The organism is Vibrio nigripulchritudo ATCC 27043 (genome assembly GCF_000222685.1).
GTDB lineage: Bacteria > Pseudomonadota > Gammaproteobacteria > Enterobacterales > Vibrionaceae > Vibrio > Vibrio nigripulchritudo.
Genome location: NZ_AFWJ01000086.1, coordinates 1 through 8,871, shown reverse-complemented (window position 1 = coordinate 8,871; position 8,871 = coordinate 1). Strand labels below are relative to the sequence as shown.

The following is an 8,871-nucleotide window of genomic DNA, read 5'->3' as shown; positions in this document are numbered from 1 at the left end:
CTGTGTAAACCGCTAACAGCAAAGGCTAAGGTTTTGTATTTTCGGGCATTGATCCCGATAACTCCGGCGGCAGTATCCATATCCCGTATCGACATCCAGTTTCTTCCGACCGGGCTTTTAACCAGATTGCACGCCACCCAGGTGAGACCGAAGATGACAAGAATGGAGAAGTAATAGCGAACCGTGGAAGAATCGTTAATATCCAACCCAAACAACTCCATAGGTGGCAACGAAATAGTGGGGACAGCACCGTAGTTGTAGAACCACGCAACCTGAGTAAATAACCACTCAATAAAGAACTGAAGCGTCAGGCTTGTGACCATGACATAAAAGCCTTTCAGCCTCGAACTCGGTAGACCAAACAGAAAGCCGACGATTGCCGCAACCACCCCACCCAGCAAAATGGTTAAAGGTAAAAACAGAATGTTTCCGTGCACGGCAAAGGCGTAGGTTGCGTAAGCACCGACAGCCATAAAGCCACCCGCACCCAGCGACACTTGACCTGTGTAGCCCGTCAGTAAGTTCAGCCCTATGCCTGCCAGAGCCAGAATCAGTACGGGCAGCAATACCGCGGAGACCCAGTATTCAGACATCACCGCTGGAAAAAGAACCGCGAGCCCAACGACTAAGATAAGAGAAAGCCGCTTTTGAGGTCTCTTAAACGTATTGGAGGGTAAAAATTTGTTGGCTACCTGTACTTGCGCGTCCATGCTCGACATTTTCAAACCCTCTCTACCTGAATTTCACCGAATAACCCGGCTGGGCGAACATACAAAAACAGCAGAGCAAGCAAGAACGCAAACCAGGATGAGATGCCACCTCCAATGAGTGGTCCCAGATAGGTTTCTGCTAACGCTTCACCTGCACCAACAATTAAGCCACCGACAATGGCTCCGCCTATTGAGGTAAAGCCACCAATAATCAGCACGGGCAGTGCTTTAAGCACAACAAGCGACAGTGAGAATGCAACACCCTGTCGTGCGCCCCAGACCATTCCGGCCACCAGTGCCACTACGCCAGCAACAAACCAGACAATCTGCCAGATGCGGTTCAGGTTTATACCTATGGTTTGTGCCGCCCTGATGTCGTCGGCAACTGCCCGAAGAGAAATACCCAATCTTGTTTTGTTGAACAGGCTGGCCAGAACCGCAACCAAGGTAACGGCAATGAGGGCAGCATAAAGGTCGAACTCGCTAATCAGTATGTCTCCAATAAAAATCGGGAGATCTTCAATGCCGATATCAAGAGCCCGAACTTCCGCGCCCATTAGCCCCTGAGCAAGCCCTTCGACGACGTAAGACAAACCCAGGGTTGCCATAAAGAGGGTCATTGGACTTCGGTTTGCCAAAGGTCTCAGTACTGTTCTTTCAATCACAACGGCACCTATGCCAAGAACAAACAGGGTAAGAATAATCGCGATAAAAAACGGTATGCCGGAATCTATCAGGGTGACTAACGTTAGGGCCGCAAACAGAAGAATCGAGCCCTGGGCGTAGTTGAACACACCGCTGGCTTTGAAAATCAGAACAAATCCTATCGCCACCAGGGTATACATGGTTCCTGCCAGTAATCCGCCTATCAGCGTTTCGATAAAGATATTCATAGCCAGAAACTCCATACGAAACAGACAGAGAAGACAGAATTAAATGAATTTAAGTTACTCATTATCTTCTCCAAGGTAGGCCGCTATAACCTCTGGGTTGTTTTGAACATCTTCCGGAGTGCCGTCCCCGACTTTTCGTCCGTAATCAAGTACAACAACGTGATCAGACAGATTCATCACCATATTGATGTCGTGTTCAATCAGGACGACCGTTACATTCAATTCCTGATTGATTGAAAAAATGAATTCTGCCATTTCGAGTTTTTCATCTTTATTCATCCCTGCCATCGGTTCATCCAGCAGCAACATATCTGGTGACGATGCCAGTGCTCTTCCCAGACCGACGCGCTTCTGGACACCATAAGCGAGGTTTTCAACCACGGTGTCTCGGTGCGCCTGAAGATCCAGAAACTTCAATACATGCTCCGCTCGTTCACGAAACATTTTTTCTTCACGTTTGGCAGAAGGTAGGTTCAATGCATGAGCGAAAATGCCAACGGTTGAGTGTCTGGACAAGCCAGTAAGAACGTTATCTAACACGCTCATTTTCTTGAACAGTGCGTTGTTCTGAAACATTCGCCCGATTCCCCGCTTTGCCGCTTCCAGGGGGTGCATCTTTTTAAAATGTTCCTGGTTAAACACTATTTCCCCAGAATCCGGTCGATAGACACCATTCAGAATATTCAGCATTGAGCTTTTTCCAGCGCCGTTAGGACCGATCAATGAGCAGATCTCGCCTCGGGCAACGGAGAAGGAAAAATTGGAAATCGCTTTTACCCCTTTGAAGGATAATGAGATATCACGAACGTCTAAGATGCTATCCATGAGTGTTCTCTCCTTCTAGATGAACCGAAGCAAGACGTGAGTTAACCGGATTAACTGCGGACAAATCCGTATTATTTAGCCGACCGAAGCCGTTAATTCTTTTCAGACGTGTCATCAAAAGTTGTGACCACCAGCTCCGGTATCCCTTGAGCGCTTTAGTTGAAAGTGAAAGCGCCAAGCCTTTTTTTGTGGGGAGCCGGCTTTGAAAGTCCTTCGCGTATTTGCCAAGACGATCTTTGGAACAAATCAGGTGGGTAGGTTGAATCTCAACCCGGTCGCGACCAGATGACTCCGACGACTCTGGAAATGCAATAGCGAGATGATCTTTGGTGGTGGTATCAAAAAGTACCTGAATGCCTGATTGCCAATCGGTAGATTCGTCGCACCAGCCAATCTTGGTCTCTCCCGTTAACAACCCGTTCAAGTGTTCTGATACAGGCTGCTGCTCTGGGCAGGCTAGGACATTATCTATTGGTAGCGTCGTCCACTGCCCTAGGGTGCGAGGCTCGCTTCCCGTTGTAAAGCAGGTAATAGAGTGTGATAACGGGAGGGACAGGCAACGATTCAAAGTTTGCCTTTTTTCAATGTAACAATGTGTCGGGGAATGGGCTTCAATCAGTTCCGACAGTTCTTTTTCATTGGCCGTCGACGGAATAGGGACCACTCGGCCTCCCATCGAGCAAACCGCCAAGCTCAAAATCAAAAGTTTTGGCTCATAGTTACCACTAACTAACAGCACCGAATCAGACGAGAACCCTTTCTGGGTTAAACACAACACCGTGCTTTCGAGTGTTTTATGTAGCCAGGACCAATTAAAGCCCAGCCACTCTCCTCGTGATTTGTGCACAAATACGAACTGATCTGGTGACTGGTTTGCCTTGAGCGCAATGTTATTCAAACCACTCGCATCAATGGAAACCTGTTCAGAAACTTTGGTCACGTTGGTCTGCAATCGACTATTCATATGCTTCCCTGGCTATGCCTTCAACACTTATTCGCTATCCTTGCGATGGTGCATGATTTCATATTTCTGTACCGTTCGGTCTGTACACATTTAAAGATCCTATTTAACATTTTGTCAACAATTATTTTTCATTTAATTAATTTAAACTTGCTTTTTATCTAGATTTTATTTAACTTTCCAAACATATGGCATCGGAAGCAAAGTTGGGGATAGTCATCCCATTACATATATAATTGTACCGAACAGTCCGAATTTTCCGGACAAGGAGCAAGATTCTGAAAGATACAAAACAGGCAGCAAAAATCCGACAGATTGCTGCAACACTATTTGCTGAAAAAGGGTTCAATGGTGTGGGTGTGGCAGAGCTTGGTGAAGCAACCGGGCTTGGGCGCGGTGCGCTTTATCACCACATTGATACCAAGGAAAACCTGCTGTATGACATTTCCTCACGCTATATCGTTGAACTGGTTGAGGCGGGGAGAGAGATCACTGCGAATCAGATTGATCCGGCAGAGCGCGTGAAAAGCCTGAGTCGTCACCTGATGCACGTTATTAGCATGCACCTAGCGGAAATGACGGTCTGTTTCAGGGAAATTCACTCTTTAACCGGGGATCGATACCAGGCGGTTGCAAACCTGCACGCCGAATACCAACAGATTTGGGAAGACGCTTTTGCAGCAGGATCAGCTCAGGGACAGTTCAGAAAGATAGACAAAACTGCCGTTAAAGGTCTGTTAGGTATGTTTTTCTACAGCTTCCTGTGGCTTAAACCCGGCGGACGCCAGTCGGAAGAGGAAATAGGCAATATATTCAGTGACTTGGTACTCAGAGCCATTGGTGCACAAGGGTATTTAGAGGAAAATCAGTTCTTCGAATAAGAATACGCTGTTCTATTTGCTCAGAGTTCAAAAAATGCATGAACATGACATGTATAGGGAGTTTGCTGCTTGGTGCTCAAAGCAGCATTTTCCTGAGTGTATTTACCAACAATCGCAGGAACAGTCAGAGCAGTCTTTTTTCAATGACAACGCGTCTACACAGCAACTTGCATTGTCACAAAATTGATCGTTTTCTTTTTTGTCTTTTTTCTTTTTCCTCTCTCGCTTCAAAGTATCGTTTGCGACTCTGCATGCGGAAAAACGCTGTGAAATTCTTGTTCTTGATGAAAACACGCCGTGTTCCTGAATGATCTTTTTTACTGCTTCAGAACAGGAATCCCCTTGGTGTAAACAGGCATGTGCGCATCGAAAACCTTTATATGGTGAGATAAAGCGTTGATAAAACTTAATCAGCAGAATCGCCATGTATTTCATTGAGTACTCTCTTCCCTTAGCTGTTCCCACTCTTCTTTTAGTATTCCGTATCTTATGGAATCGTAATATTTCCCGTTGTAAAAGCGCACTTTGCGCAGTTTTCCTTCGAGCTTAAAACCAAGTTTTTCGGCGCATCGCATCATCGCTGGATTGCCCGACCAAGTTGTCAGACCCACTCTTTCTAGCTCTCGTGTGGCAAATATGTGTGAAACCCACTGAGTCAGTGCCTGATGTGCTATGCCCTGCCCCCAGGCTCTGGAGTCGTAAATCACCACACCAGATTCTAACCAACGGGTGTTTTCGTCTTCCCAATAGCAGCTAACTGTACCCACTGGTTTGCCATTCCATTCAATGACCTGTATGTCTTCACCTTTGAGAAGCCGCTGGAATGTGGTTGTTCGAAACACATCTTCCGTTGGGCGGGTGTAGCCAAAGTAAGGACCGTTGTATTTCGTCCATTCTTCGTCTTTGGTGACCAAGTTATGCAGAGCCTGACATTCGTCTGCAAACGCTTTTCTGATAATGACAGTCATGGAAATTACCTAAAAACAAAACTCAGGATAAAAAGAAGCTCCCCATTTGGGGAGCGTTCAGTTTTATATCTTATAGGTTTAACTTACTATTAATTAAAGCAATTTCTTCTCGCCATTGTGACTGAAGCTTTGGTTTTTGATGCTTAGGCTTTCGAGCCAGATCGTCTTCAAGCAGAGTCTCCAGTTCAAAGAGCTTTTCCAGTAGTTGCTCTTCGTCCGTCTCATTACCCCCTTTAGACTCGACCGACGCTTCAACAACGGTTTCGCGCCTATCTGAAACCAGTTCTGATTCAGCCAGTTTCTGATAAGCCAGATTCACGTCCAGAAACGACTCAAGTTTGCCGTCATCAACCAGCCAAAAGCGATTGCACGCCGTTTCGATCAACTGACGATCGTGGCTAACCACCAGTGCCCCACCTGCAAATTTTTGCAGAGTGTCAAAGAGCTCTTCCTTACCCTCTAAATCGAGGTGGTTGGTAGGCTCATCCAACATCAGTAAGTGGTAGTTTGCCAATGTCAGACCGATGAACAGCAAGCGCGAACGCTCACCACCGCTCAACTCACCGACTTTTTGGTGATGCCGCTGAAATGGAAAACCTGCACTGATCAGCGAGCGTTTACGCGTTTCTTCTGGCAGATTGCCATAGGGGTAAAGCGCATCCAGTAAGCTGGCATTCCCGTCCAGTTGTTCAAGGCTCTGGTCGTAATACCCGACACGTGCCCGGTTATGGATCGTAATGCCTTCTGATGAAAGCGAGTGTTCGTCACTATTAAGAAGATGGCACTGCCATAACATCCGCATTAGCGATGACTTCCCGCTACCGTTACGCCCTAGAATCGCGACCTTGTCGCCACTTTTTACCTGCTGGTGCATTACGTCAAACAACGCAGCAAGTTCAGGCTGAGCCCTCACCTGAGTATTTTCCAACTCCAACAGGCGATTGGCTGGCATACTTTCTCCTGATAAGGAAAGTGTCCAGGGCGAACCTTGAGTCAGCTCAGTTTGCTGCTCGACTAACCGCTCCTTTCGCTTTTCCATGGTTTTGGCTTTACGGGCTAAGTCTTCGTTATCGTAAACTTTTCCCCATATCGCCAGCCGCTTGGCACTTTTTTCAATGCGATCAATTTCCTTCTGCTCGGCTTTATGGCGAGCCTCATCGGCGATGTCTTTCTCTGCTAATGCTGCTCTGGCTTTGCTGCAAGGCAAATCAAAACAATGCAGTGTTTTGTCTCGCATGATCCAAGTTGTGTTGGTTACGTTGTCCAGTAACGTCTGGTCGTGCGAAACCAACACAAAACTGCCTCGCCACTGCTTTAGGAACTGTTCAAGCCAGAGTAATGTCGGCAGATCCAAGTGGTTACTTGGCTCATCCAACAGCAGTAAGTCTGGCTCCTGAATTAACGCCCGAGCAAGCAACAACTTCATGTGTTGCCCTCCACTTAGGGAAGAGGCGGTTTGTTGCCATTGGCTTGGTACAAACCCAAACTCCGCCAGCATGGCTTCAACACGCCATACTTCATCGGCGTCGGTGAGTTTTTCTGCCAGTGCATTTAGCAGACTAGCGTGTTGGATTTCTTGTGGCAGTGTTTGCTCCACGCTTGCCACCACACATCGTCTTGCTTGGGTAATGGTTCCGGTATGAGTGTCATTTTTACCACTCAGTGCACTCAGTAAAGAGCTTTTACCACACCCATTGTGTCCAATAAGCCCGATTTTGTTGCCTTGTTGAAGGGTGAAAGAAATCGCTTCAAACAGAGTGTTCGAAGGTTGTTCAATAGTAAGAGATTGTGCTGATAATAAAGTACTCATGAGTTTCTCAAGAATTGCAGGCACGAAGCCTTTGTCAAACTACGCTGACAACAATCCAGAAGCTCGAGAGAAGAGCACTCCAAATAGAAATGTATTTTGTCTTTCGCTCAAGCCAGGATTATCGCAGCACGATATCGCAATGTCTTGAGTGGTTCACTATAGCAAAGTGACGTGCGCTGAATGGGCGACACACTAACATAACTAAATCCTCCTTTTCTTCGTTACAGGCACAGTGCCTTGGTGATTCGGTAGCGTGATAATAGATATATCACCAGACAAAGAACAGCTTTGCGAAACGTCACGCATAAAAAAAGAGAGGTGGGTCACCTCTCTTTCGTAATCGATTGTCACTGACTTACATCCTTTTCGCTTAGGATCAGCCAATCAGTACCGTTGGATTTCCTGCGACGATTTTGCCACCATGGTCGGTGCCATCTCCCATTCTTGCAGCAGGTTTACCGTTGATAAAAACAGAGCCAGAGCCTTGTTTGATGGTATCTGGAGGACCGATACACACTAAGGTATCGCCTTTTCTTGCAGCGGGTAAACCGCCAATCAGAACATTTCCAGAACCGCTGACCACGGGTCCCCCTACATGAGGAACTTTAGCTGTAACCTTAGGGCAGACATGCATTGATGTAACGGTGGCAGCAGGTTTTCCCATCACCAACTCCTAACATTTATATAAAATTGATTTAATAACCTAGAACACCAGGTGGTTTATATCAATGCCAGGAATTAGTGGTATGGACAGTCATCCGGTAAAGTTGCAGCTCAATCACACTTTGTCGATTTAATAACCAAAAATGTACAGACAAACTTTTACTTTGCTTCAGTATCCAATCCCAAAGAAATGAAAGTGCAAGATAATTTAGGAGCTTAGTGATGCAGATTACCACCCAACTGGTCGCTTAAGTAATCCGCCGCCTCCTGCATTGCGTCACGACACATTTTGCGCTTGGCTCGGTTATCGCCTTCCACACTCTCAATCATAGGAATGGTCAAACAGGCAATGGCTTGCCCAGAGTAATCCACAAGCGGAACAGAAATGTTGACCACACCTTTAATCACGTAGCTTTTGCGCTCTTCGTAGCCCTTCTTGCGAACTTTGGCTAACTCTTCACGAATCGCATTGGTCTCTTCATCAGTACCAGGAGGGTGAGCAACAATAAACTGGTCCAGCTCGGATTTAGGAGAGTGCGCCAATATTACCCGACCAGACGACGCTTTCCAGACATCAAGTTTTGCGCCCAAGCGAACACTCATCAAGTGATAACCCGGTGAATCTACCTGCCCAATCACGAGCACACTGCCCTCCGAGATGATCGCCAGATGCACAGATTGCTGTAGCTTCTCTGACAGTGCATTCATTACCGGCACGGCAAGTGAGGTCAGTCGTTTAATTTTTGGATATCGGTGCGACACTTCAAACAGCTTCGTTGTGAGTGCGTAACGGTCGGTGTGGGGATCAAGGGAAAGGTAGCCTCTGTCGCAGAGTACCACCAGCATTCGGAATATTTCCCCGACGCTGCGCCCTAGTTCTCGGGCGATTTCTACCTGCGATAAACCGGATGCGTGGTTAGATAAAACTTCTAGAATATCCAACCCCTTTTCCAAAGCGGGAGCCTGGTATTTTTTCTCTGCTTTCGTGTCCAAATGCTTTCCTTAATGAATGAACCAACAGGGCTACGCCCATGTTACTCAATCGGATAACAAGTTTCATCAGAGAAAACCAGTTTCGTATCACGGCTGTGACCTAGCTTTTCAGAGACCACTATTTACATAAGGACTTGCTCTGTGATCTGACTAAGTAATCACCTTAT

General features: G+C 46.7%; 10 protein-coding genes. 1 reads left to right on the top strand and 9 read right to left on the bottom strand.

Annotation, left to right across the window (positions count from 1 at the left end; all coding sequences use genetic code 11):
- The 4 genes from RH89_RS08975 to RH89_RS08960 all read right to left on the bottom strand — a co-directional run.
- On the bottom strand, window positions 1-719 hold a 719-nt coding region (locus RH89_RS08975), incomplete at its 3' end, for a branched-chain amino acid ABC transporter permease (RefSeq protein ID WP_004401259.1).
- Between the two features lie 2 nt (window positions 720-721).
- Window positions 722-1,603, bottom strand: coding sequence for a branched-chain amino acid ABC transporter permease (locus tag RH89_RS08970; protein ID WP_004401258.1), 882 nt, complete (start codon window positions 1,601-1,603; stop codon window positions 722-724).
- A gap of 54 nt (window positions 1,604-1,657) precedes the next feature.
- Window positions 1,658-2,428, bottom strand: a complete 771-nt coding sequence (locus tag RH89_RS08965) for an ABC transporter ATP-binding protein (RefSeq protein ID WP_004401257.1) — start codon at window positions 2,426-2,428, stop codon at window positions 1,658-1,660.
- Window positions 2,421-3,392 (bottom strand): hypothetical protein, encoded by a 972-nt coding sequence (locus RH89_RS08960; protein ID WP_004401256.1) that lies wholly within the window; start codon window positions 3,390-3,392, stop codon window positions 2,421-2,423. Before RH89_RS08960 ends, RH89_RS08965 begins: the two co-directional genes overlap by 8 nt.
- 233 nt (window positions 3,393-3,625) lie before the next feature.
- Between RH89_RS08960 and RH89_RS08955 the strand changes: the two genes are divergently transcribed.
- The gene (locus RH89_RS08955) at window positions 3,626-4,270 is read left to right on the top strand and encodes a TetR/AcrR family transcriptional regulator (RefSeq protein WP_004401255.1); all 645 of its coding nucleotides are present in this window, start codon (window positions 3,626-3,628) and stop codon (window positions 4,268-4,270) included.
- A 102-nt stretch (window positions 4,271-4,372) separates the two neighbouring features.
- Here RH89_RS08955 and yidD read toward each other — a convergent pair whose 3' ends face one another.
- The 5 genes from yidD to RH89_RS08930 form a co-directional block, all read right to left on the bottom strand.
- Window positions 4,373-4,696: a membrane protein insertion efficiency factor YidD gene (gene yidD / locus RH89_RS30660; RefSeq protein WP_420340958.1), complete on the bottom strand. Its 324-nt coding sequence runs from the start codon at window positions 4,694-4,696 to the stop codon at window positions 4,373-4,375.
- Between the two features lie 5 nt (window positions 4,697-4,701).
- A complete protein-coding gene (locus RH89_RS08945; RefSeq protein ID WP_004401253.1) occupies window positions 4,702-5,238 on the bottom strand; it encodes a GNAT family N-acetyltransferase in 537 nt (178 codons plus the stop codon).
- A 70-nt stretch (window positions 5,239-5,308) separates the two neighbouring features.
- Entirely contained in the window at window positions 5,309-7,048 is a 1,740-nt protein-coding gene (locus RH89_RS08940) for an ABC-F family ATP-binding cassette domain-containing protein (RefSeq protein ID WP_004401252.1), read from the bottom strand.
- A 376-nt stretch (window positions 7,049-7,424) separates the two neighbouring features.
- A complete protein-coding gene (locus RH89_RS08935; RefSeq protein ID WP_004401251.1) occupies window positions 7,425-7,712 on the bottom strand; it encodes a PAAR domain-containing protein in 288 nt (95 codons plus the stop codon).
- Between the two features lie 215 nt (window positions 7,713-7,927).
- The gene (locus RH89_RS08930; RefSeq protein ID WP_004401250.1) at window positions 7,928-8,704 is read right to left on the bottom strand and encodes an IclR family transcriptional regulator; all 777 of its coding nucleotides are present in this window, start codon (window positions 8,702-8,704) and stop codon (window positions 7,928-7,930) included.
- Between the last annotated feature and the right edge of the window lie 167 nt (window positions 8,705-8,871).

Bases quoted from the DNA above. Each gene is read 5' to 3' on its own strand.
- RH89_RS08970 (WP_004401258.1), bottom strand. From the start codon at position 1,603: ATGAATATCTTTATCGAAACGCTGATAGGCGGATTACTGGCAGGAACC.
- RH89_RS08965 (WP_004401257.1), bottom strand. From the start codon at position 2,428: ATGGATAGCATCTTAGACGTTCGTGATATCTCATTATCCTTCAAAGGG.
- RH89_RS08960 (WP_004401256.1), bottom strand. From the start codon at position 3,392: ATGAATAGTCGATTGCAGACCAACGTGACCAAAGTTTCTGAACAGGTT.
- yidD (WP_420340958.1), bottom strand. From the start codon at position 4,696: ATGGCGATTCTGCTGATTAAGTTTTATCAACGCTTTATCTCACCATAT.
- RH89_RS08945 (WP_004401253.1), bottom strand. From the start codon at position 5,238: ATGACTGTCATTATCAGAAAAGCGTTTGCAGACGAATGTCAGGCTCTG.
- RH89_RS08940 (WP_004401252.1), bottom strand. From the start codon at position 7,048: ATGAGTACTTTATTATCAGCACAATCTCTTACTATTGAACAACCTTCG.
- RH89_RS08935 (WP_004401251.1), bottom strand. From the start codon at position 7,712: ATGGGAAAACCTGCTGCCACCGTTACATCAATGCATGTCTGCCCTAAG.